The 21,553-nt window shown below is 58.2% G+C and carries 20 protein-coding genes; 12 read left to right on the forward strand and 8 right to left on the reverse strand.

What is annotated here, in order from left to right:
* Positions 1–70: 70 nt before the first annotated feature.
* On the forward strand, positions 71–847 hold the full coding sequence (locus MHM85_RS01205) for a glycerophosphodiester phosphodiesterase family protein (protein WP_239283553.1): 777 nt from the start codon (positions 71–73) through the stop codon (positions 845–847).
* A gap of 20 nt (positions 848–867) precedes the next feature.
* Positions 868–1,728: a deoxyribonuclease IV gene (gene nfo, locus MHM85_RS01210; protein ID WP_239284476.1), complete on the forward strand. Its 861-nt coding sequence runs from the start codon at positions 868–870 to the stop codon at positions 1,726–1,728.
* Here nfo and MHM85_RS01215 read toward each other — a convergent pair.
* A complete protein-coding gene (locus MHM85_RS01215; RefSeq protein ID WP_239283571.1) occupies positions 1,698–2,285 on the reverse strand; it encodes a helix-turn-helix domain-containing protein in 588 nt (195 codons plus the stop codon). The genes nfo and MHM85_RS01215 overlap by 31 nt on opposite strands.
* A 144-nt stretch (positions 2,286–2,429) precedes the next feature.
* On the opposite strand from MHM85_RS01215, the gene MHM85_RS01220 reads away from it, so the two are divergent.
* Positions 2,430–3,635: a benzoate/H(+) symporter BenE family transporter gene (locus MHM85_RS01220; protein WP_239283581.1), complete on the forward strand. Its 1,206-nt coding sequence runs from the start codon at positions 2,430–2,432 to the stop codon at positions 3,633–3,635.
* A gap of 86 nt (positions 3,636–3,721) precedes the next feature.
* On the opposite strand, the gene MHM85_RS01225 is transcribed toward MHM85_RS01220, so the two are convergent.
* Positions 3,722–4,156, reverse strand: coding sequence for a hypothetical protein (locus tag MHM85_RS01225; RefSeq protein WP_239283583.1), 435 nt, complete (start codon positions 4,154–4,156; stop codon positions 3,722–3,724).
* A 251-nt stretch (positions 4,157–4,407) separates the two neighbouring features.
* Between MHM85_RS01225 and MHM85_RS01230 the strand changes: the two genes are divergently transcribed.
* The 6 genes from MHM85_RS01230 to MHM85_RS01255 all read left to right on the forward strand — a co-directional run bounded on the left by MHM85_RS01230 (position 4,408) and on the right by MHM85_RS01255 (position 11,332).
* On the forward strand, positions 4,408–6,141 hold the full coding sequence (locus MHM85_RS01230; RefSeq protein WP_239283596.1) for a proline--tRNA ligase: 1,734 nt from the start codon (positions 4,408–4,410) through the stop codon (positions 6,139–6,141).
* Positions 6,142–6,219: 78 nt separating this feature from the next.
* Positions 6,220–6,732, forward strand: a complete 513-nt coding sequence (locus MHM85_RS01235) for a transglycosylase SLT domain-containing protein (RefSeq protein WP_239283607.1) — start codon at positions 6,220–6,222, stop codon at positions 6,730–6,732.
* Positions 6,733–6,881: 149 nt separating this feature from the next.
* Entirely contained in the window at positions 6,882–7,559 is a 678-nt protein-coding gene (locus MHM85_RS01240) for a Cupredoxin (RefSeq protein WP_139527337.1), read from the forward strand.
* Between the two features lie 11 nt (positions 7,560–7,570).
* The gene (locus MHM85_RS01245) at positions 7,571–9,913 is read left to right on the forward strand and encodes an EAL domain-containing protein (RefSeq protein ID WP_239283617.1); all 2,343 of its coding nucleotides are present in this window, start codon (positions 7,571–7,573) and stop codon (positions 9,911–9,913) included.
* Between the two features lie 17 nt (positions 9,914–9,930).
* Entirely contained in the window at positions 9,931–10,788 is an 858-nt protein-coding gene (locus MHM85_RS01250; RefSeq protein WP_239283627.1) for a DUF3034 family protein, read from the forward strand.
* 76 nt (positions 10,789–10,864) lie between these two features.
* On the forward strand, positions 10,865–11,332 hold the full coding sequence (locus tag MHM85_RS01255) for a group 1 truncated hemoglobin (RefSeq protein ID WP_231125643.1): 468 nt from the start codon (positions 10,865–10,867) through the stop codon (positions 11,330–11,332).
* Here MHM85_RS01255 and MHM85_RS01260 read toward each other — a convergent pair.
* From MHM85_RS01260 to MHM85_RS01270, 4 genes are all read right to left on the reverse strand, one after another.
* Entirely contained in the window at positions 11,316–12,419 is a 1,104-nt protein-coding gene (locus MHM85_RS01260; RefSeq protein WP_239283629.1) for a GGDEF domain-containing protein, read from the reverse strand. The genes MHM85_RS01255 and MHM85_RS01260 overlap by 17 nt on opposite strands.
* A 29-nt stretch (positions 12,420–12,448) precedes the next feature.
* On the reverse strand, positions 12,449–12,955 hold the full coding sequence (locus tag MHM85_RS01265) for a hypothetical protein (RefSeq protein WP_231125641.1): 507 nt from the start codon (positions 12,953–12,955) through the stop codon (positions 12,449–12,451).
* A 292-nt stretch (positions 12,956–13,247) separates the two neighbouring features.
* A complete protein-coding gene (ccoM, locus tag MHM85_RS18340; RefSeq protein ID WP_255303935.1) occupies positions 13,248–13,373 on the reverse strand; it encodes a cytochrome c oxidase subunit CcoM in 126 nt (41 codons plus the stop codon).
* Positions 13,374–13,510: 137 nt separating this feature from the next.
* Positions 13,511–14,029 (reverse strand): peptidylprolyl isomerase, encoded by a 519-nt coding sequence (locus MHM85_RS01270; protein WP_139527334.1) that lies wholly within the window; start codon positions 14,027–14,029, stop codon positions 13,511–13,513.
* Between the two features lie 132 nt (positions 14,030–14,161).
* Between MHM85_RS01270 and MHM85_RS01275 the strand changes: the two genes are divergently transcribed.
* A complete protein-coding gene (locus tag MHM85_RS01275; RefSeq protein WP_139527333.1) occupies positions 14,162–15,532 on the forward strand; it encodes an MFS transporter in 1,371 nt (456 codons plus the stop codon).
* A 27-nt stretch (positions 15,533–15,559) separates the two neighbouring features.
* Here MHM85_RS01275 and MHM85_RS01280 read toward each other — a convergent pair whose 3' ends face one another.
* Entirely contained in the window at positions 15,560–17,380 is a 1,821-nt protein-coding gene (locus MHM85_RS01280; protein WP_239284478.1) for an SEC-C domain-containing protein, read from the reverse strand.
* A gap of 119 nt (positions 17,381–17,499) precedes the next feature.
* Between MHM85_RS01280 and MHM85_RS01285 the strand changes: the two genes are divergently transcribed.
* The gene (locus MHM85_RS01285; protein WP_239283639.1) at positions 17,500–18,120 is read left to right on the forward strand and encodes a GNAT family N-acetyltransferase; all 621 of its coding nucleotides are present in this window, start codon (positions 17,500–17,502) and stop codon (positions 18,118–18,120) included.
* Positions 18,121–18,126: 6 nt separating this feature from the next.
* Here the strand turns inward: MHM85_RS01285 and MHM85_RS01290 are convergent, their stop codons facing one another.
* On the reverse strand, positions 18,127–19,377 hold the full coding sequence (locus tag MHM85_RS01290; RefSeq protein WP_139527332.1) for an AarF/ABC1/UbiB kinase family protein: 1,251 nt from the start codon (positions 19,375–19,377) through the stop codon (positions 18,127–18,129).
* Between the two features lie 186 nt (positions 19,378–19,563).
* Between MHM85_RS01290 and MHM85_RS01295 the strand changes: the two genes are divergently transcribed.
* The gene (locus MHM85_RS01295; protein WP_153843705.1) at positions 19,564–21,543 is read left to right on the forward strand and encodes a DNA topoisomerase III; all 1,980 of its coding nucleotides are present in this window, start codon (positions 19,564–19,566) and stop codon (positions 21,541–21,543) included.
* Positions 21,544–21,553 lie beyond the last annotated feature (10 nt).

A 21,553-nucleotide genomic window follows, 5' to 3' on the forward strand; every position in this document is an offset into this window, starting at 1 on the left:
ATGGCTGCGTGCTAGACTGTGCCAACAATGGTGATCACTCCGTTTATCAGCCACTACCCACGGACTGGACATGACGCATCCTGCTATTTCTGTTCCTACGCTTATTGCCCATCGAGGCTACTCAGCGGCAGCGCCTGAAAACACCCTAACCGCCGTCCGTGCGGCCCAACAAGCCGGTGCCACCTGGGTAGAGCTGGATGTGCAGCTATTGAAAGACGATACACCCGTCATCTGGCACGACAGCGATGTGAGCCGCTGCTCGGATGGTCGAGGAGAGCTTGCCAACCTCACGTGGCAGCAGGCCCAACAGCTCGATGTAGGCCGCTGGTTTGGTGATCGCTTTGCCGGAGAAAAAATGGCCAGCCTGGAGGCCATGCTCTCCCTGCTGAACGAGCTGGAGATGGGCGTTAACCTAGAGATCAAGGTCAATAAAGGCCGTGACCCCATCCGCCTGGTGGATGAGGTACTGCCCGTCGTTTTAGAGGCTCTACCTCCCGAGCGGGTGGTGATCTCGTCGTTTGACTCGACCGCCCTTGCCCATTGCCGACACCACGCCCCTAAAGAAGCACTGGCACTAGGCGCCCTGTTTGGTAGTGTGCCCAAGCACTGGCGTGAGCAGTGTGAGGCGGTACAGGCGTTTAGTATTCACCCCCACTGGCCAAGGCTCAAGCAGATGCAAGCCGCTGCCATGTGCCGCGATGGCTACCAGATACTCTGCTACACCGCTAACGACCCCAGCGCTTTTGCCAGCCGCTGGTCGTGGGGCGTGACCAGTGCCATTACCGATGAGCCCGCCGCCTTTAAGCGATATTTAGATAATCGCCAACGTGCGGGCCAGTCTGCTTAACCTGCCACTTAAGGGAAATGATGAACTATCTGGGTGCTCATGTGAGTGCAGCGGGCGGCGCGGATCAGGCCGTGCTGCGCGCGGTCGAGATCGGTGCAACGGCGTTTGCGCTGTTCACCAAGAATCAGCGTCAGTGGAAGGGGAAACCGCTGACGGACGAGGCCATTGCCGCCTTCAAGGAGGCCTGCCAAGACCACGGCTTTGGCCCAGAGCAAATTCTGCCCCACGACAGCTATCTGATTAATCTGGGCCATCCAGAGTCAGAGGGGCTTAGAAAATCCCGTGCCGCGTTTCTAGACGAGATGCAACGCTGCGAGCAGCTAGGGTTGACGCTGCTCAACTTTCACCCCGGCAGCCACTTGAACAAAATCAGCGATACCGAGTGTCTGTCGCGTATTGCCGACTCGATCAATGAAGCGCTGGCGGATACCCAGGACGTGACCGCGGTGATCGAAAATACCGCAGGTCAAGGCACCAACCTCGGCTGGCGCTTCGAGCACCTGGCCGAGATTATTGAGCAAGTCGATGATAAATCACGGGTAGGCGTATGCATCGATACCTGCCACGCCTTCGCTGCTGGGTACGATCTCCGCACCCGCGACGCGACACAGGCCACTCTGGATGAGCTTGGCAAGGTCGTGGGTTTCCAGTACTTGCGCGGCATGCACCTGAACGACGCCAAAAGCGCTTTTGCCAGCCGCGTCGACCGACATCACAGCCTAGGTAAGGGCAATATCGGACTGGACGCTTTTAGCGCTATCATGCAAGACCAGCGCATCCAAGGCATCCCGATGATTCTGGAGACCATCGAACCCGAGATCTGGGCCGAGGAACTCAACTGGCTGCGCGCTCAAATGCCCGACGCCGCGCCGGGCAAATAATGAATCACATCGTGAAAGCGTAACCGGCCCTCCGTGTTATTGCGCATGGCGTGGGGCCGGTCAGCAAAAAAACGCAGCCCCTCGCCAGCCCGCAGCGTTTGCCAGCGCTCATCAATGCGCAGCTCCATCTCCCCTTCCACTATCACGATGTGTTCCACCACGCCGCTGGCATGGGCCGATGATTCGCTGATCGCTCCAGGGGCAAGTTCGATCATGAACATCTCGAACCCCAGCAGAGGGTCGTAGGGAAACAGCAAGCGCGCCTGCATACCGGCGCTGTCATCACCCCAGACGGACTCTCGACCATCTCGGTGTAGCTCACCTAACGCGGGTTTGTCATTATCGAACAGTGTCGAGAAAGATACCCGAAAGCCGCTGGCAATCTTCCAGAGCGTCGAAACAGTAGGGCTAGACTCACCGCGCTCTATCTGACCCAACATGGCTTTACTCACCCCCGTTTCACCGGCCGCCCGGTCAAGGCTCCAGCCGCGCTCTTTGCGCAACTGACGCACTGTCCCCGCAATATGTGCAGCAATGGTGTGCGGTTCGATTGCCATTCCTCTCTCCTGTTTCAGGTCCTGTTTCAAACCCTGTTTCAAACCCTGTCTCAACCCCAGTTGTGCGCTATAACGCACAGTGGTAACGTGGCGCTTGTGCGTTATGACGCACATAGTGCCACCCCAGCTTGCACGAGGCCACCCATGGAAGCGCCCTCCACTACTCACGACGAACCTGCGCCTAGCCTATGGCGCGATACTAGTCTATCAACCGTCATTGCGGGCTTCGTTGCCGTATTGATTGGTTACACCAGCTCGGCGGCGATCATCTTTCAAGCCGCAGCGGCCGCCGGCGCCAGCACGGCGCAAATTAGCTCGTGGCTTTGGGCGCTGGGCATTGGCATGGGGGTGACCTCACTGGGCCTGTCGCTGCGCTACCGAATGCCGCTGTTGACGGCCTGGTCGACGCCAGGCGCAGCATTTCTAGCCACGAACCTGCCCGGCATTCCGATCGAAGAAGCTATCGGCGCGTTTCTGTTTTCAGCGCTACTGATCACGTTGTGCGGCGTCACGGGGCTTTTCGAGCGCTTGATGCGCCATATCCCTAGCGCCATTGCCTCCGCCATGCTGGCCGGTATTCTGCTGCGCTTTGGGCTAGAACTTTTTAACGTCATGGAACGCCAGTGGCTGCTACCGCTTGTGATGTTGACGGCTTGGGTGGTAGGCAGGCGTTTATGGCCAACGCTCGCGGTGCCGGGGGTGCTGCTCACCGGCGTCGTGGTAGCCCTGCTGCAAGGCCAAATCAGCACCCAGGATATTCCGCTAACACCCACGCTCCCGGTCTTTACTGCCCCAGTGTTTAACCCAATGACGATGCTGAGTATCGGTATTCCGCTGTTCGTGATCACTATGGCGACTCAAAATTTACCGGGTGTTGCGGTTTTACGGGCAGCAGGCTACCAGCCCAATAGCTCGCCGCTGATGACATGGACAGGCGGCGCTACGCTGCTGCTCGCCCCGTTGGGCGGCTATGCGTTGAACATGGCCGCCATTAGCGCTGCGGTTTGCCTGGGGCCAGATGCGCACCCAAACCCTAAAAAACGCTATACCGCTGGCGTTGCCGCTGGTGTTTTCTATATGGCGATGGGTATATTTGGCGCCACGGTCACCGGCATCTTCAATGCATTACCGAGTATTCTTGTCCTAGCGCTGGCGGGTATTGCCCTGCTTGGCACGCTGAGCGCAGGGTTGGCAAGTGCGTTTGAAAAGAGCGAGCAGCGCGACGCAGCCATCGTGACCTTTTTGCTGACCGGTTCGGGCATTACGCTGCTGGGGATCGGGGGAGCCTTTTGGGGGTTGGTAGTCGGCTTGACGGTATTGAAAATAACCTCAGCGAAAGCAACATCGTAAAAGCTGTGCAGCAATAGATAAACGCCCCTGTCAGGTAACCTGACAGGGGCGTTTAAGAGGGGCGTTGGTATACAGACGCCGACCATTCACATTGTGGCCAGCCGCTCTTCATCCAACACGCCGGACATCCTCACCATGGCCAGAGCCTCATCCAAACTGTCCATCTCCTCGATCACCAGCAGCTCGTTCTCCAAGCTCACGGGCTGACCGGCTTTCTCTGACAGCAGCTTCTCCAAAGAGGCCATGTCCATCGCGTCGTTTAAATGATGAACATCTACCGATGCGCTACTCGCACTAGGGAGATAGATGGTGCCATTCGAAAAATCGACGGCGTAAGCAATTACTCCAGGCACAATGAAAAACAGCAAACCCACACCGTTGGCAATCGCCACGACTGGATCGACATCGCCGCTCATTTGCCCTTTACGCTCAGGGTAAAACATGGTTCCACAACCGCTCAATGCCACAATGGAGACGCCTATAACGGCCCCCGTTAACCAACGGCGAACTGCTTGCTGCATGGAGGTTCCCTCGAAAACTAAACGTCCCGATAGCCGATGCATGGCTGCTTGTTATGGTCAAATCAACGACTATCGACTCAAATGCCGCTCGATTCTAGCACACTTCCGCTACCGCGCACGCTCACCGAGCCGATTAGGATTTTGCCGCCTTACCCGCTTCGCCGTACAATGCGCGATTCAACGCTCGATTAAGCGCTACGTTCGATACAACATTCAGCGTCACCGCTGTTAACCAAGGAATGCTCACACCCATGCGCGCCAGCCAATTATTGATTGCGACATTAAAAGAAACCCCGGCCGATGCTGAAGTCATCAGCCACCAGTTAATGCTGCGCGCCGGGATGATCCGCCGTCTCACCTCGGGCCTGTACACTTGGCTGCCCCTGGGGCTACGCACTCTGCGCAAAGTGGAAGCTATCGTGCGTGAAGAGATGAACCGGGCCGGTGCCCAAGAAGTATTGATGCCTGCCGTTCAGCCCGCCGATCTATGGCAGGAGTCTGGCCGCTGGGAGCAGTACGGCCCGGAATTGCTGCGTTTGAAAGATCGCCACGAGCGCGATTACTGCGTAGGCCCCACTCATGAAGAAGTCATCACCGATCTCGTGCGCAAAGAGATCGCCAGCTACAAGCAGCTGCCGGTGAACTTCTACCAAATTCAAACCAAATTCCGTGATGAGATTCGTCCGCGTTTCGGCGTGATGCGCTCGCGTGAATTCATCATGAAGGATGCCTACTCCTTCCACCTGGACGAGGAATCTCTCAAAGAGACCTACCAGGGTATGTACGACGCCTATACGCGCATTTTTACTCGCCTTGGTCTCGACTTCCGCCCGGTGATTGCCGATAACGGCTCCATTGGCGGCACAGGCTCTCACGAATTTCATGTGCTGGCCGATTCCGGCGAAGACGATATCGTCTTCTCGGATGCCTCCGATTACGCTGCCAACATTGAAAAAGCCGAAGCGCTGCCCGCACCACTCGGCAGCAACGTCGAGCGCGCCGCTCCCAGCGAGGAGATGCGCTTGGTCGATACCCCCAATGCCAAAACCATTGCCACGCTGGTGGAGCAGTTCAAGCTGCCTATTGAAAAGACCATTAAAACCTTGATGGTACATGCAGCAGAAGGCGGCCTGATTGCCCTGCTGGTGCGCGGTGATCACGAACTCAACGAAGTCAAAGCCGAGAACCTGCCCCAGGTAAAAGCCCCGCTGACCATGGCCAACGAGGAAGAAATCCGTGCGGCAGTGGGTGCAGGTCCCGGCTCGCTAGGCCCGGTCGGCCTGGAAATGCCGATCATCATCGACCGAAGCGTGGCCCTGATGAGCGATTTCGGCGCAGGTGCCAATATCGACGGAAAACACTACTTCGGCATCAACTGGGAACGCGATGCAGCTCTGCCACAGGTCGCCGACCTTCGTAATGTGGTAGAAGGCGACCCGTCACCTGACGGCCAAGGCACGCTCTCGATCAAGCGTGGCATCGAAGTCGGCCACGTGTTCCAGCTTGGCAAGAAGTACTCTGAAGCGATGAATGCCAGCGTGCTGGGCGACAATGGCAAAACCAGCCATCCATGGATGGGTTGCTATGGCATTGGCGTAACGCGCGTGGTCGCGGCGGCGATCGAACAGAACCACGACGATGCCGGCATTATTTGGCCCAATGCCATTGCCCCCTTCCACGTCGCGCTGGTGCCCATGAATGCACATAAATCACAGCGTGTGCGCGAAGAGTCCGAGCGCCTCTACCAAACGCTGACCGCAGCAGGTTTGGACGTCCTGCTAGATGACCGGGATACGCGTCCTGGTGTGAAGTTTGCCGATTTAGAGCTCATGGGTGTGCCACACCGCGTAGTGATCGGCGACCGCGGCCTGGACAACGGCGAGTTGGAGTACAAAGGACGTCGCGACAGCGAGGCCACCATGATCCCTGCCGACAACATCGTGGACTTCCTGCGTGAACAAGCGGGCCTTATTAGCGCTAAGTAATCAGCACGTATGTCACTGAGCTCTTTTCGGGGGCGTTGGCGGCAGCGACATGTGATAAGGACGATGGCGGTCATCCTAATGATGACCGCCATCGCTTCGCCCAGCGTGGCGGAGCCACCACTGCGAGCTACGCTGGAAGCCGCCGATCTACGAACGCCCTATGGTCAGTGGCAGTTACAGCAGTGGCGCAGCCGCAAGGATGCGCCGCTTGCCAGATTTGTCGCCTCGCCTGAGCGGCGCCACGCTCTACTGACGCGCCTCTACCAAGAAGCTCGGCTCGCCGGGCTACCGCCCGATCTCGTATTGGCACTCATCCAGGTAGAAAGCGCCTTTAACGCCGAGGCAGTGTCTTCTGCGGGTGCCGTCGGCTTGATGCAAATCATGCCATTTTGGGTAGAAGAGCTTGGCCTACCCATGGACGATCTCACCGATCCCAACCGCAATCTGCGCTATGGCTGCACGATTCTCGCCCACTATCTAGCCATCGAACGGGGCGACTTTACCCGCGCACTCGCTCGCTACAATGGCAGTCTAGGTAAAACGTGGTACCCGGAACGGGTGTTCGATGCGTGGCAAAACCACTGGCGCTAGGCATCCTCAAGCCGAGCTTGCAGGTGCCGATATAGAGTCGGATGCTGATGCTTTTTACTTTCTGTGAGTAGATCGTTAGTGCATCAACATGACTTTGCCACATAATCATTACATGATTGGCCATCTCGTACTTACTTAGGTAACTCCCCATGCTTACATTGCGTCAAGGTGTGCGTTTTACCCTCACTCTATGGACGCTTGGTTGCTTGACGACCATGACGAGCTTTGCTGCACAGGCCGCGAATGTAAGCGTCACCGACACCGATGGCATCCCCTTGGAAAATGCCGTAGTGGAGGTCTATTACCAGCCTGCCGCGCCTAGCGACATTCAGACGAAAAATATCGTTCAGCGTAATGCCTCCTTTAACCCCCGAGTCACAACGATCCCTACCGGCAGCTATGTGGCGTTTCCGAACGAAGATACCACGCGGCACCACGTTTTCTCTTTTTCACCTGCGAAAACCTTCGAGCTCGAGTTGTTTCTCAGCGAAACACCGCCGCCCGTTCACTTTGACCAAGCCGGCGTTGTGGTGCTGGGTTGCAACATTCACGACCAAATGCAGGCGTTCATCGTGGTCAGCGATGCGCCTTATGCAGCACTGACTGACAGCGAAGGCCGTCTTTCCCTCCCAGCGCTTCCCGACGGCGCCCACCGAATGCGCGTATGGCATAGCCGCATGGACGATAGTCAGAACGTATGGTGGGAAGGTGAGATCAGCGATGCTGACACTTTGACCGTGGCGTTGGAGCTCAACGCAGTGCCTCCCCCCGCCCCTACACTCTCGCCGCTGCAACAGCGTTTTCAAAACGCTACGCATAGTCACTGAACGAGGGAACCATGCGCTTTCGCACGCGATTAACGCTCGTTCTGTTGACGGTCGTGATCATTTCACAGCTGGCAACGGGGATCGCGTTTTTGCGCGCGACCCAAAACGATGCGTTAACCAAAGGCAATCAGCGCTTGGAGGTCGGTGCCAGGGTGTTTGAGCAGTTGCTGAACATTCGCGGCGAGCAGTTACTAGGTAACGTGGCCATTCTCGCCGAGGATTTTGGCTTTAAAAGCGCCGTTGCCACCCAGGATACGGCCACGCTCTACTCGGTGTTGGCCAATCATGGCGATCGTGCCAAGGCCGACTTGGTGATGCTGAGCGATTTGAACGGTAACGTTCTAGCCAGCAGCCACCATGCCCAAAACAGCCCCATGCCGTTTCCAGACCTGTTTCAACGTGCCCAGCAAACCGGCAGCGGAGTCGGTGTGGTGATCAATGATGGCGAACCTTACGAGTTCGTGCTCCTACCGGTACGCGCGCCCAATCTGATTGGCTGGGTCGGCATGGGGTTTTTGATCGACGAGAACGTGACTTCAGAGCTCAATGCACTCACCGGCTTGGAAGTCAGCATCGTCACTTACGACGCCAGTGGCGATATCAGTTACCTCGCCAGCTCCCATAGCGATCAGTTGGCCGTCAGCTTGATGAGCGATAGCGGAAAACAACTGATAGAGGGTGCTTACACGCCCAGTCATCAACTGTCGCAGGAGAATGGCTACTTCTCTTATGAGACGACCTTGATGGCAGACCCAAACTTCCAAACATTCGCGCTCATTCAGCTCTCCCGCGACGAGCTACTGGGGGCTTACAGTCGCTTGCAGTGGCAGCTACTGAGTATCGTTGCGCTAATGCTGCTTTTGACGCTGGTCGTGGCGCTCTGGAGCGCACGAAGCATCAGCAAGCCGCTAATTGGGCTAGCCCAAGCGGCTAAACGTATTGGTCAGGGTGAGCATATCGACACTATCGCAAGCGGCAGCTCGGTGACCGAGACCAATCAATTAGCCAAAACGCTACTCTCCATGCAGGGGGACATTGCCGAGCGTGAAGCCACGCTGCTGCATCAGTCGCGTCACGATCTACTCACTAATCTGCCCAACAGAGTCAGCGCTTTTGAAGACATCCAACGCTACATTCGGTTGAAGACACCTTTTACACTGCTGCGTTTATCCATCAATGACTTTCGCGACATCAACGATACCTTCGGCTACGAGCTCGGCGATCATCTTCTGGTGACCCTCGCTGAACGTTTGCACCGCTTGCCCGCCCCCGTCGAAAAGGCGTATCGCCTGGATGGCGACGAGCTGATGCTGATGATCGACGCGCCCGAGCTTGACCAGCGCAAACGTGAAGAGATAATCGAAGAGATCAGCGAACCGATTAGCTTGGAAAAATCGCTGATCGTCCCATCGCTCTCTGTCGGTGAAGTCAGTTATCCCACCCATGGCGACGGCGCCCAACTGCTACTGCGTCGCTCGGACATTGCCCTCGATAAAGCGCGTCGCCACCGTCACTCCCACGAGCGCTACGTAGAGGGCCAAGACGAACAGCACCTGCGCCAGCTCATGTTGATTCGTGATCTTCAGGAAGCGGTAGACAACGGTGAACTATGGATGGCCTACCAGCCCAAAGTCGACACCACCACGGGCAACGTTTGCCAATTCGAGGCGCTGATGCGCTGGCGCCACCCCACGCTCGGTTTCGTTCCCCCGGACGAATTCATCGGTTTGGCCGAACGCTCCGGCAATATTGGCTTACTCACTGACTGGATGCTAGACCACGTATGTGAGCAGCTTAGCGACTGGAAACGTCAAGGTTGCCATCTCTCGGTGGCCATCAACCTCTCGGCAAGCGACGTGATCGATCCTGGCCTGTCAATGCATATCCACGAGCTGTTCGAGACTTACGGCCTGTCGCCTGACCAGCTTGCACTGGAAGTCACCGAAAGCGCCGTCATGCAAGATGTTGATGCTGCGACTGAAACGTTAATGGCGCTTAGCCAAATGGGGCTTACGATTGCCGTTGATGACTATGGCACCGGCTATTCATCTCTGGCGCAAATCAGACGGTTACCGGTCAATGAGCTCAAAATCGATAAATCGTTCGTTTTGAAGCTGGATACCCAGCAAGAAGATCTCACCATCGTCCGTTCGACCATCGAGATGGGCCACCATTTAGGGCTCAAGATCGTTGCGGAAGGGGTAGAGAACAGCGCCAGTGCCGAGATATTGAGCCACCTACGCTGCGACTATCTTCAGGGCTATTGGATTGCCAAACCCATGCCCGCGGAAGCCATCACCGACTGGCTAGACGAATTCAAGCCGTTGTCACTCTCGGCCGAAACGGCTCACTAATTAAAAAAGGGAACGTTATGCGCAAGACTGGCTCATCAAAACGGCGCGCCATTGTCACGGCGACCGCGCTCAGTACGCTGTTGGTCGCTACCGCCAGCATGGCGGGCAGCCGTATTCTAGGCACCGGTGCCGTCAGTGCCATTGAGGGAGCAGCCGGGGGCGGCCTCTCCCCCTGGGCCGTGCTGTCGAGCACCGCAAGCGACGATGAAATCGGCGTAACCGCTGCGGCAACACGCGCCTGGGTCGATGACTATCGACTCACTGTGACCAGCGCCAGCCTAAACCTCCATGATCGCATGGAATTCTCCATTGCTCGCCAATCGTTCGAGCTGTCGACGCTAGGTGGAGAACTGGAGCAGAACATTTACGGAGCAAAAGTACGCCTCTTCGGGGACGTGCTGTATCACCCGCTTGGCATATGGAGCGCTGGCGTCATGCATAAACGTCTGGTGGATGGCAGCGTGCCAACGGCCCTCGGAGCCGATGACGTGAACGGTACCGATACCTACTTGAGTGCCAGCAAACTGCTCTTCAATGCTTTCTTGGGGCGTAACGTGCTGATCAACGGTACGCTGCGCAACACCTCAGCCAACCAGGGCGGCCTGTTAGGATTTGGCGGGGATCAAGGCGGTCACGCATGGATGGCGGAAGGTAGTGTTGGGGTCTTCGTCACTCCCAACTGGATTGTAGGGACCGAATACCGCCAAAAACCCGACAACCTGAGCGTTACCGAAGAGGAGGATTGGCAAAGTGTCTACAGTGCCTACTTCTTCAATAAACACGTCTCGTTGACCGGCGCGTGGTTGGATTTAGGCGATATCGCCGGGCTGCCGTCTCAGCGTGGCGGCTACCTTTCGCTGCAAGCAGCGTTCTAAATCGTTCACACCGACCCACCAGGCTTATACCCCCCCCCTACAACGCCTAATCAAAAAGATCACGAAAGGAGCCGCCATGGGATTTTTCAAGATGAGATCACTATGCGCGTTACGCTGCACGACCATGGCGAGCGTATTCGCTGGAGCGCTGCTCATCACAGGCTGCAGCGCACATCAGCCCCAGAACGCCACGCTCTATGAGCGCATGGGCGGACAGGCGACCATCGATGCAGTGGTCGAGAATCTGCTTTACCGCATTGCCGATGACGACGAGATCGTCAGCTACTTCGCCAATAGCAACATCGATCTGTTTGCAGCTTCGCTTGCGACGCAACTTTGCGATGTGGCCGATGGCCCCTGTCAGTATGATGGCCCACCCATGGACCGCGCCCACCAAACCATGGGCATCACCAACGCCCACTTCAATCGTGTGGTGGAATATCTCGACGCCGCCATGGCGGATGAAAACGTACCGCTAGCCGCCCGCAACGACATGCTGGGCCGTTTGGCCCCCATGTACGACGACGTCATGCGCTTGCAGTAATTTGCCAGCCGTCGCGCCCTGCGGTTTTGACTTGATAAAGCGCTTTGTCGGCCGCTTCATAGGCCGCCGCGAACGAAGTAGCGTCGGCCACAAAGCGGGCGCCCCCAATACTCAACGTCACGTCCTTATTGTCGGGATGCGCTGGATGGTGGCATTGGGCTTCTTCCAGTCCCAATTGCAGTGCTTCACAATGATGCACCAGCATTTGGTCGTTGGGGCATGGCAGTAGTGCCGCAAACTCATCACCCCCGAGCCGGTAAAGACGCGCCTGTTCTCCCAATGCGCTCTTCAGTAGCCTTGCGAGCCTCCGTAACAGGCAGTCCCCCTCCGGGTGGCCCAGAGCATCGTTATACTGCTTGAAGAAATCGATATCGACCAGGATCAAGCCCATCGAACAACCTGTATACGCCGCAACGTCTTGGTAGAGCGCGCTGCGATTGCCAATGCCGGTCAGAGGGTCGCACATGGCCCTAGCCATCCAGGCAATTTTTTCCGAATTCGCCCGCTCGGTGCGTTTGAGCTGGCGTTGGTGCATGATCCAAAACAGCAGGCCCAGCGCAAAAATTAGCACGCTTGAGTACGTCAGTATCTGATGGTGCCGACGTGTGCTGGATGAAAAATCATTGATGACCATACCGCGTTGGTCTAGCTGATTCATCTCGATGCGAGTCAGGCACTGAACCGGAATGAACAGGGCATGAGCGGCATCGAAGGGGTCGACCTGCTGAGTATCGAGGAGCTCGGCAAGTTCATCCATGAGTGCCAAGCTAGGTTCGGTGCAGGCATATTTTTGACGGTAAACGTCCACGTCGAACAGACCGTAGGCAAGTTCCAGCGAGTGACGAGCGCTATTGATTTCGAGAGGTGAGGCGGCGACCAACAGCTCCTCTTGAGCGCGCTGCACATAGCCTCGGGCACGGGTCGCCAACTGCTGGCCAGTGAGACTGCCGGTCTGGCTGAAATAGGCTTGGATTTCAGGGTAGACCCAGCGCGCTTCGTAAACGATCAGTACCATCAGGCCCACGAAACTCATCAGACTCAGCGACAGCCAGTTAAACAGCCGATGCACCCCCCAGCGAACTGACAAGCCTTGCTGCTTATTTGGATCTGGAGAGGTCACCACTGTGCCTCAATGCTGCGAATCATCCAAATCCAGTCGTTGAAGTCGCGCAAGTTTTCGATATCTCGTCCAGAATACTCCCGCTCGACTAGCCGGATGGGCCCCCGCGAGCGCAGGCTTAGGGGCTCGCCATCTTCGATGGTCACCAAGTACCAACTCGGGTCGTCCCAGCCGCCAAGACTGACCTCGTAATCATCCCAGGCGGTAAAGTGCAATGTCGGCGGCACCTCGCCAAAATGCTCGATCAAAAAATCACGGAAAGAGATGCCGCGCATGTCGACATCACGGCCTTGGAAAGGATCGAAAACGGTAAAGGCGGTATCGGCACGATCACGCAAATCACCCAGTGCTACCTTTTGCGTGGACTCCCCATTGATCAAGCTCAGCGCTTGTGCTTGAACCGCGGGCGACACGCCAACCAGTAATAAGGTAACGAGGACCATGGCTGCTTTGGAGCACGCCCTACCGAAGCGCAGGGGCAGACGAGACGGAACAGCATTCATAGCAGGCAGCTTCCTAGTTTGGTTTAGTGCACGATAAGATCCATGCACTTTACCAGAGCAAGAAGGCCAATGCTCTTCAACGTCTATTAACACTTTCGGCTCAATCGATTCCCTTTGGGGGTCCGTGGCCAATGAGAATTAGTGAAGTAAAAAGCACAAAAAAGCCGACCCAAAAGGGCCGGCAACAGGAAGCTTACACCTTGGCGTAAGCCCCCTCCCCTGACGACTGATACCGTCGATTGACGAAAGCAGTATCACGCTGCGAGCTATCTGCACATGAGAGTCGTTGCAATCACGGTTTTTTGCGTTCGTCTTTGCGCAGGTGGTCACGAATCACGAAGCCTACCCACCCCACCATGAAAGCGATCACTAAGGCGACCGTGGCCAAGCCAAAAATAACAGCGTCGTCCCAGTACATGATGTTCCCCTCCCGCTGTGATGTATGGGGCCATCGTACTGCGTTCAGCCAAGAGGAAACTGACCTGGATCAAGCTTTCAAAATGACCGCCTCAAAGGCAGCCGTGCACTTGATGCAGGTCAGTTTTTAGGGGGGGCTTACAACACTTTGCGATCTTCTACTTTACTATGTTCGGTGCCCGGCGGCAGCGGGTGGCCCTTGGCAAGCTCGGCACGGGTTGCCTCACGCACGTCAAGAATGCTCACTTGGTAGCGCAGTGTGTGGCCAGCCAGGGGGTGATTGGTGTCCACGGTGACGTCATCACCGTCAATGGCCAGCACGGTCACGATTTGTGGCCCCGCTTCGCCTTCCGTTTGAAAACGGCTACCGGGCTCGATGTCCGCGCCACCAAACGAAGCGCGGCTCACCTTCTGCACCAACGCTTCGTTACGCAGTCCATACGCATCCGCCGCCGTCAGCGTGACGCTCACTTCATCGCCTGCGGTTTTACCGGCTAAATCACGCTCGAGGCCCGGCAGAATATTGTCATGACCGTGAAGGTACTCCAGCGGCTTTTGACGTGCACGGGAGTCATCCAGCACGCGGGTGCTACCATCGCTGAGCACATCGCTGAGTACGTAGTGCAAGGTCACTACCTGATGGGCGGTAATCGACATGGAAAACTCCTCTCCGGTAAGCTGTCGCCTTTGTCATGGCACGCTGACCATGAATCCTTGGCACAGTCTAACATCGTCGGGTTTTCCAGCGGGCCACGTCACCGATGTTTTCTTTCTGGAGAAGCCCCTTTCATGCCCACCCCGATACCCCAGCGCAGTTGGCTGGCGGCGCTTGGCATCTACTGCAAAGCGCCCGTGATCACCATGCTGTTTTTAGGCTTTTCGGCAGGCTTGCCCTTTTTATTGGTGTTCTCGACACTCTCGGCCTGGCTGCGCAGCGACGGCGTCGACGTTGCCGCCATCGGCTTTTTCGCCTGGATTGGCATGCTCTATTCGATCAAATTCTTCTGGGCCCCGGTGGTAGACCGGCTCGCACTACCGCTACTGACCCGCGCCTTTGGGCAACGCCGGGGATGGATGTTACTCGCCCAAGGGATGATTGCAGCTGGCCTCATCGGGCTAGCGGGGCTAGAGCCGGTAGGCAATCTGGGTTGGGTGGCCGCCTTTGCACTGCTGGTGGCATTTGGCTCCGCTACGCAGGACATTGCCATCGATGCCTATCGTATCGAATCCGCCGATGACGATGTGCAGGCAGCCATGGCATCGACCTACATCATCGGTTATCGCGGCGGACTGTTAGCAGCGGGCGCCGGGGCGCTCTACGTGGCCTCGGCGGTTTCGTGGCACGCGGCGTATCTGACCATGGCGGCGCTGGTGGGCATTGGCGTGATGACCGTGTTGATTCGCCCCGAACCCAAGCGGGCCTCGTTAACCGTGCAGCTCATCCATGAACCCAAAGTACGCGCCTTCATTCGTGCCAGCCGGGGGCAGCCTAAAACACTGCGACGTTTGGGGGCCTGGGCCATTGGCGCTATCGTTTGCCCGTTTACCGATTTCTTTCGTCGCTTCGGCGTGAAAGCGATCGCTCTTTTAATCTTCATTGCCGTATTTCGTATCAGCGACTTGGCCATGGCCTCCATGGCCAATCCGCTCTATATCGACCTGGGCTTTTCGCTGGCGACCATTGCTAACGTCACCAATGTGTTTGGGATCGCCATGAGTATCACAGGGGGGATTTTGGGGGGACTGCTAGTCGCCCGGTACGGTATTGGAGCGCTGTTGATAGTGGGTGCGGGGCTGGTGATGATCACCAACCTATTGTTTGCAGTGCTCGCGCTGGTCGGTAACCAGCTACCCATGCTGGTGGTGACGATCATCGGCGATAATCTGGCCAACGGCTTGGCAAGTGCCGTGTTTATCGCATTCTTGTCGAGCTTGACCTCGCGCGCCTATACCGCCACACAATACGCGTTGTTTTCATCGCTAATGACACTACCGGGGAAATTCCTGAGCGGCTTTGGCGGCATCGTGGTGAGCGCTCAAGGCTATCCAACGTTTTTCGTCATCGCGACGCTGCTTGGCTTGCCTGCCATCGTGCTGGCGATATGGATAAGCCGCGACAAGCAGCTGGTGGCCGCTCCGACGAGCGGCGCACGTGATTAGCCGCTCGTCCAACGAGACGAGCCGTCATCAGCAGTGAGTGGCCAGCCACTCCAGCGCCCCAGGCGTTGTGCGCCACTGGTCACGCATCAGCGTACGATACTGCCACGCTTCCGCCCGTGAACCCGGGTCCACTTGGCCATCGGCATGGGGCATGGAAGGCCTCGGATTCTCGGCGCAAATCATCTCCAGCGCGTGGCGATTATGGGCCTTGACGGCTTGAATGGCCAACTCCGCCGCGTCTTGCTGGCCTAAACGATAAAGCGCGAGCGTGCGTCCCATGAGCAGCCCCAGCAACAGTGAGCCATCGTCTTTCTGGGGCTCTTCGGTCAGCGCCAGCGCTTCTGCGTTACGGTCGTCGCGTAGCAATTGATCGAGCACCAGTTCTCTCAAACCCAAACTGTCCTCTTGATCGATGGTCAGCAGTTCTTCGGCCAGCTCTCGGGAGTGCTGGCGAGCGCCGCGCTCCATGCCTACCACCAGCGCCAAACCGGTGCGCAGCAAAATGGCGTTATCGGCATCGTCCCAGCATAGGCTGCCTTCGCCAGCCGCGCGCGCCTGTTCCAACCAGCGTGACAACCGCAGGGCCAGCGGCTCCAGCAGCGACGGCGCCATCCACGGCAAGCTGCCGAAGCGGCTGGTCAGTGCCAACGTCAGATCTTGCACCACCTGAGGGGCGTCTAGCCACTCCGGATGTGCGCACAACGCCGACATCCACTCCACGGCATTGCCCCAAGGATCGTCACGGAAGCCCAGGGCCACGTCCTCGTCTACCATGACCTGGAACTGCTCGTGCCAGGCAGCAAACAGCGTCTCTTCACGAGCCGAGGTGGTGTAAAGCAACCGTCCCGAGTCCGGATCCTGCTCGATCGAAAGCTTTGGCGCCACGGGCAGCGCGGCCAACAGCGCTTGGAGGGAGACCAGCGGCGTGGCCATGTCCTCTTCGGCACTCAAGAGCTGATCGGCCAGCGTGGCACCCGGGTTATCCGCCAAAGCGGCCAAGAAGTCGAGCTGGTCTTCCTCCAGATCACCCTGACGCACCAAGCGGCGATACCAAAAGTTGGCACGCTCTTTAGCCTCGGCCTCATGGCCTTCGTGGAGCAGCAGCATGGCTTCGATATACGCCAGCGTTGGAGAATCGGGTAGCGCCTGTTGGGCTTTTACGAACGCCGCCCGGGCGCTGTCTAGATCATCGTTATCCAAGTGCATCAAGCATAGCCGCTCCAGGGCGACGCCACGCAGGAAGAGCGGCCCACGCTCCATGACGTCGTCCAGTAAATCGGCGCGCTTGCGAGTAAAACCGCGCTCTTGGTAGATATCCAACAGAATCTCGAAAGCGGGCTCGGCTTGCTCAGGCAGGCGCGACCAGTCGCTGCCATCGAACAGCGACTCTAAAATCTGCATAGAGCGGCCCGTTTGACCACTCTCAGCGGCAATTAATCCCGCTTCCAGCAGGGCTTGCGCCGGTGCCTGCTGGCTCTCCAGCGCAGCTTTCAGCGTGGCGCCCTTCCACTCGCGCAGCGACAGCATCCACATCATCTGCTCGGGAATGTCCGTTGGAAACTCGACGCGGTAGCAGCACTGCTTGTATTTGCGCCCTGAATCGCACCAGCAAGGCTCGTTGCGACCTGGCGTCGCCAAGGGTTCGCAGGCAAAATTCAACCTTTCCAAGGGTGTCTGCGACCATAGAATGGGCGCCAAGGCTTGTGCTGTCGCCACGTTATCGTTGAAGCAGGCAGCGCCTTGGTCACGCACCCAGGTCATGAAATCGGGGTAGTGTTCCTGCTGCCTGATTGCCGAGAGTGCCCCTGAGGCAAATCCCAGCAGTTGATCGACCCATACCGCTAGCATTGCCATCTCCAACACGTTGATCGGTCACCGACTATTCGGCGGCATAGTCTAACACGGTCGATGCGCCACACGCAGGAGGATTGGCCCTCGCCCCTGGTCCTGCTAGTGTAACGACAACGATGCTAGACAAGAGCGACGACGCGATGAACGATCTTCAGCTAATCACTCGCCAGGGACGCGCCATAGCCCCTCACCTACACGCGTTGGCGCGGCTGCGCATCCAGGTCTTTCACGACTACCCTTACCTTTACGAAGGTGATCTGGACTACGAGGCAGATTACCTGGGCCGCTACGCAGACAATCCGGCCAGTTTGTTCGTGCTCGCTTTCGATGGTGAACGCCTCGTGGGGGCCTCCACGGGCCAACCGCTGGTCAACGAGGTGGAGGCATTTCGTCAGCCTTTCGAAACGGCGGGCATCGCCCCCACCGGTGTCTTTTATTACGGCGAGTCGGTGCTGTTACACGACTATCGTGGTCAAGGCATTGGCAAAGCGTTCATGCAAACCCGGGAAGCTCATGCCAAGGCTCGAGGATTCGAAACGGCGGCCTTTTGCGCCGTCGAGCGCGAGGTCGATCATCCTGACAAACCGCCAGCATATGCACCGCTGAACGGCTTTTGGAAGAGCCAAGGCTACCAGCGCTACCCAAACCTGCGGGCACGCTTTGCCTGGAAAGATCGCGGCCATGACCAGGAGACCGAAAAGACCCTGGTGTTCTGGCTCAAGCCATTGACGAGCTGATACGGCTCATGCCGAACCTCTAGCCCAGCGCAGCAGCGGCTCGGTGCGTCCATGCATGTCCAAACGCGCCTTCAAGCGCACCAGATTCCAGTAGTGGCCATTGAGCGCACGTGAGAGCAGAAGCGTATCTGCCGGTGGCTGCAGGCGGTCCATGGCCGCCCATACTTTAGGAGTGAGTTCCCGCAAGCGGCGGTGAACGCGCACGTCGCTAAAATCCTGCTCGCCGGGCGCGAACAGCGGCGTAATGCACTCGGCGGATTCCCGATACAGTGCCAGCGGTGCCCCTTGGCCCTGGCGGCCGCCCATCTTCATTAGCGCCTCATCCATGGCCAGCGGGTCTCGAGCCAGGGTGGCATCCAGTAGCTGCATCATGGCTTTGAGCCGCGCTTCGGGGACGGGGATCACCGCACCTAGATCGTAAATCACCAAACGGCCCTGGTCGTCACAAGCGAAGTTACCCGCATGGGGATCGGCGTGCAGTTCACGGTAGGTAAACAGCTCTTCGGTGATCCAATCTGCCAGTGCCACCGCCACCTTTTGCCGTGTAGCGTCGTCGGCACTTTCTAAATCGCGCAGCGGCGTGCCGTCGACAAAGCGCATGGCCAGCACGTGCTGGCCAGAGAGTTCGAACAGCGGCTCAGGGATCACCAGCGCGGGATTATCACGGTAGCGCTCCCGGTAGCGAGCCAGCGCCTCGGCCTCGGCGTGGTAATCCAGCTCGTCACGCAGGCCCGCCGCCAGCTCCTCGAACAGCGCATCCAGCCGTGCTTGGGGCACCTTGAACCAGCGCCCCAGCCCCATGATGCGCTTGACTTGCTTTAGATCGCTCTCCAACACGTCGGCAAGGCCGGGATACTGCACTTTGAGCACCACCGTCTCGCCGTCTAGCGTGACCGCTTTATGAACCTGCCCCATGGAGGCACTGGCAAAGGGGCGCTCTTCGATCTCATGGAAGTGCTGGTCGATATCGCCGTACTGGAGCACCAGCGCCTCGTGAATCTTAGTCCAGGGCATGGGTTCAGCCTGACGCTGTAGACGCGCCAGCTCGTTGGCAAGATCGGGTGGCAGCAGGTCATCCCACTGGGACATGATTTGCGCCAGCTTCATGGCCGGGCCCTTCAATTCCGAAAGCCCTTCGAAAAGCGCCTCGCCCAGCGACCGCCAATCCGCTTGGCCTCCCAGCCGCGTTTTAAGCAAAGCCCCACCCGTGCGGGCACCCAGCCCAAATAACCGTCGTGTTCTACCGCGCTCGCGCATGAACTTGACCTCTTAAGATTTAGTATCAGCTTACTCAATTCGCTAATTTTATACAAAAACTATACGCCAAAATTTTACGCGACACCCTTCGAGTAGCTGTATAAATTTTCACGCCTCACGCCCAACCGCCGGGCGGCTTCTGCTACCATGACCCTCTGTCGAAGACCGCTGCCAGGGCCCTACCGTATGCGCTTGATTATCGCCGAGAAACCCAGCCTCGCCCGTGCCATTGCCGACGCCCTGCCCGGTGGCGGCAAGCGCCAGGAAGGCGCGATTGTGTGCGGCGATACCACGGTGACTTGGTGTTTGGGTCACTTGCTGGAGCAAGCCCCACCTGAAGCCTACGACCCTGCCGATAAACAGTGGCGCCTCGACCGGCTGCCCATCGTGCCCGGCACATGGCAACTCGCCCCGCGCCCCAAAGCCCGCAGCCAGCTCGCGGTGATTCGCAAACTGATCAAACAGGCGACCAGCGTGGTGCACGCAGGCGATCCAGACCGTGAAGGTCAACTCCTGGTGCAAGAGGTGATCGAACATTTGAAGTACCGTGGCCCGGTGCAGCGGCTTTTAATTAGCGACCTCAACCGCCCAGCGGTCAGCCGAGCGCTAGCCAGCCTGCGGTCGAATGCTGAGTTTCAGCCGCTGTTTCAGGCCGCCCAGGCTCGCTCCCGGGCCGATTGGCTATACGGCATCAACCTGACGCGCGCTTGGACGCTCACCGGCCGCCAGGCCGGGCACGATGGCGTGCTCTCGGTGGGCCGGGTACAAACCCCGGTGCTGGGGCTGATCGTGCGGCGAGACAACAGCATCCGCGACTTCAAGCCCTACCCGTTCTACCCGCTTTGGGTAGATTTACAGGTGGCGCAGGGGCAGCTGCGCGCGTGGTGGGCACCGAAAGCCCATCAACCGCTGGATGATCAAGGCCGACTGACGGACCGCACGCCCGCTGATGCACTGGCCGCCCAGCTCCCCGGCACGCATGGTACACTCAGCAGTCTAGAGCAGCAGGAGAAACGCCAAGCGCCCCCGCTACCCTACTCGCTCTCAGCCCTCCAGGTTGATGCCGCCCGTCGACACGGGCTTTCCGCCCAGATGGTGCTGGATATTTGTCAGCGGCTTTATGAACAGCACAAGCTGATTACCTACCCTCGCTCCGACTGCCGCTACTTGCCCGAGGAGCACCTGGCGCTTGCCCAGCGCAGCCTAAGTGGTGCTTGCCAGAATGACGACATGTTACGAGGATGGCTCGACGGGGCCGACTTCACCCTGCGCTCGAAAGCCTGGAACGACAAGCAGGTAGGCGCGCACCACGCGTTGGCTCCGACGGGAAAACCCGCCGATGTCAGCCAGCTTTCCGCTACCGAAGCCCATGTATTTCGGCTGATCGTGCGCAACGTCATGGCGCAGTTCTACCGTCCGCTGCGCACCTTCGAAGTGAAAGCCGAGTTCACTCTGCTAAACGAAGTCTTTCGCGCCCGCGGGCAAAGCATTCTCGACCCTGGCTGGAAGCCGCTGTTCACCACCCGCGAAGAAGCCCCGCCGCTGCCGCCGCTCACCCAAGGCGAGGCCTGCCAGGTCCTTGGCACAGGCGTGGAAGAGAAAGAAACCCGGCCGCCGGAGCCGTTCACCGATGCCAGCCTGATCAAAGCGATGATGAACATTGGCCGCTACGTGGAGGATCCAGAGGTGCGCCGTACGCTGCGTGACACCGATGGCCTGGGTACCGAAGCCACTCGCGCTGGCATCATCGAAACCCTGGTACAGCGAGGCTACTTGGTGCGACAGCAAAAAGCCCTACGCGCCACCAAACTCGGCTGCGCGCTCATCGCCGCCCTGCCCAGCGCCGTCAGCTCGCCGGAACGTACCGCCCTTTGGGAGCAGCGCCTGCGGGCCATTTCCGAACAGCAAGACGACCCCAACGCCTTTCAACACGCGCTGCTAGAAGACCTACGCGCGCTGCTCGGCCAAAGCGACGCGGCCAAACTGCGCCACAGCCTACAAAACGCACAAGGCGAGGCGGCTAGCCCCGCCAAACGCAGCGGTACTTCTAAGAAAAGCTATACGCGACGTAAAAGTACTGGCAACAAGAGTACCGGCAGTAAGAAAACCACGGGGAGCCGCAGCAGTGCGGCGGGGAAGCGGCGAACCAAGAAAGCAACGGTCTAGGCACTCCCGC

Origin of the sequence: Halomonas sp. McD50-4, assembly GCF_022348135.1 — a bacterium.
Lineage (GTDB): Bacteria > Pseudomonadota > Gammaproteobacteria > Pseudomonadales > Halomonadaceae > Vreelandella > Vreelandella piezotolerans.

Coding starts and splice junctions, on each gene's coding strand:
- MHM85_RS01205 (WP_239283553.1), top strand. CDS start 71: ATGACGCATCCTGCTATTTCTGTTCCTACGCTTATTGCCCATCGAGGC.
- MHM85_RS01270 (WP_139527334.1), bottom strand. CDS start 14,029: ATGTCGATTACCGCCCATCAGGTAGTGACCTTGCACTACGTACTCAGC.
- MHM85_RS01230 (WP_239283596.1), top strand. CDS start 4,408: ATGCGCGCCAGCCAATTATTGATTGCGACATTAAAAGAAACCCCGGCC.
- MHM85_RS01235 (WP_239283607.1), top strand. CDS start 6,220: ATGATGACCGCCATCGCTTCGCCCAGCGTGGCGGAGCCACCACTGCGA.
- MHM85_RS01225 (WP_239283583.1), bottom strand. CDS start 4,156: ATGCAGCAAGCAGTTCGCCGTTGGTTAACGGGGGCCGTTATAGGCGTC.
- MHM85_RS01275 (WP_139527333.1), top strand. CDS start 14,162: ATGCCCACCCCGATACCCCAGCGCAGTTGGCTGGCGGCGCTTGGCATC.
- MHM85_RS01255 (WP_231125643.1), top strand. CDS start 10,865: ATGGGATTTTTCAAGATGAGATCACTATGCGCGTTACGCTGCACGACC.
- MHM85_RS01250 (WP_239283627.1), top strand. CDS start 9,931: ATGCGCAAGACTGGCTCATCAAAACGGCGCGCCATTGTCACGGCGACC.
- MHM85_RS01295 (WP_153843705.1), top strand. CDS start 19,564: ATGCGCTTGATTATCGCCGAGAAACCCAGCCTCGCCCGTGCCATTGCC.
- MHM85_RS01265 (WP_231125641.1), bottom strand. CDS start 12,955: ATGAATGCTGTTCCGTCTCGTCTGCCCCTGCGCTTCGGTAGGGCGTGC.
- MHM85_RS01280 (WP_239284478.1), bottom strand. CDS start 17,380: ATGCTAGCGGTATGGGTCGATCAACTGCTGGGATTTGCCTCAGGGGCA.
- MHM85_RS01215 (WP_239283571.1), bottom strand. CDS start 2,285: ATGGCAATCGAACCGCACACCATTGCTGCACATATTGCGGGGACAGTG.
- nfo (WP_239284476.1), top strand. CDS start 868: ATGAACTATCTGGGTGCTCATGTGAGTGCAGCGGGCGGCGCGGATCAG.
- MHM85_RS01290 (WP_139527332.1), bottom strand. CDS start 19,377: ATGCGCGAGCGCGGTAGAACACGACGGTTATTTGGGCTGGGTGCCCGC.
- MHM85_RS01285 (WP_239283639.1), top strand. CDS start 17,500: ATGCTAGACAAGAGCGACGACGCGATGAACGATCTTCAGCTAATCACT.
- MHM85_RS01245 (WP_239283617.1), top strand. CDS start 7,571: ATGCGCTTTCGCACGCGATTAACGCTCGTTCTGTTGACGGTCGTGATC.
- ccoM (WP_255303935.1), bottom strand. CDS start 13,373: ATGTACTGGGACGACGCTGTTATTTTTGGCTTGGCCACGGTCGCCTTA.
- MHM85_RS01220 (WP_239283581.1), top strand. CDS start 2,430: ATGGAAGCGCCCTCCACTACTCACGACGAACCTGCGCCTAGCCTATGG.
- MHM85_RS01240 (WP_139527337.1), top strand. CDS start 6,882: ATGCTTACATTGCGTCAAGGTGTGCGTTTTACCCTCACTCTATGGACG.